The sequence below is a fragment of the Streptomyces sp. HSS9-12 genome (genome assembly GCF_054963655.1).
In genome coordinates this window covers 1-558 of sequence record NZ_JBUEGC010000134.1, presented here as the reverse complement: position 1 = coordinate 558, position 558 = coordinate 1, and the positions used below count along the sequence as shown (strand labels likewise).

The window sequence follows — 558 nt, the reverse complement described above, 5'->3', positions numbered from 1 at the left end:
GCGCGGGACCGCCCGGTCAGCCGGCAGGCCGCGGTGATGCCCAACTGGTCCGCGACACCGCTGAACGCGATGTCCAGGACCGGGTCGGCGGCAGGCTTCAGTCCGCGCTCTCGGAGAGCATTTCCAAGAGCGCGGAGGCTTTTCCCATCACCTCGAGGGCGGCCTTGTTACGGGCCAGGTCCTTCTCCAGGCGCTCGACCCGGCGGCGCAGCTTCTCGTTTTCCACCTCCGCGGCGGACTTCTTCGCACGGGCCGGGCTCGTCCGCCGGTCGACCAGCTTCTCCAGGGCCCCCGCGTCCCGGGCGGCCCGCCACTCGGTGACATGCGAGTGGAACAGGCGCTCACGGCGCAGGACCGCGCCCTTCTCGTTGCGAGGCGCGGCGTCGTACTCGGCGACGATCCGCAATTTGTACTCCGAGGTGAAGGTGCGGCGCTTCGGCCTCGGTGCCGGGTCGGACCCGACGGGCTCAGTGCTGGTCATCAGTAGTGCGTCTCCTGTCGTGCCCCACACACTAACCCGAATAATCGGGCCGTCTCACCACAGGCTGACAGAGAGGG

The 558-nt window shown here is 69.0% G+C and carries 1 protein-coding gene; it reads right to left on the bottom strand.

All coding sequences use genetic code 11. The features are described 5' to 3' along the window. Window positions 1-97: 97 nt before the first annotated feature. Window positions 98-481: a transposase gene (locus ACY34J_RS29050; protein ID WP_462729608.1), complete on the bottom strand. Its 384-nt coding sequence runs from the start codon at window positions 479-481 to the stop codon at window positions 98-100. Window positions 482-558: the final 77 nt, after the last annotated feature.

Bases quoted from the DNA above. Each gene is read 5' to 3' on its own strand.
- ACY34J_RS29050 (WP_462729608.1), bottom strand. From the start codon at position 481: ATGACCAGCACTGAGCCCGTCGGGTCCGACCCGGCACCGAGGCCGAAG.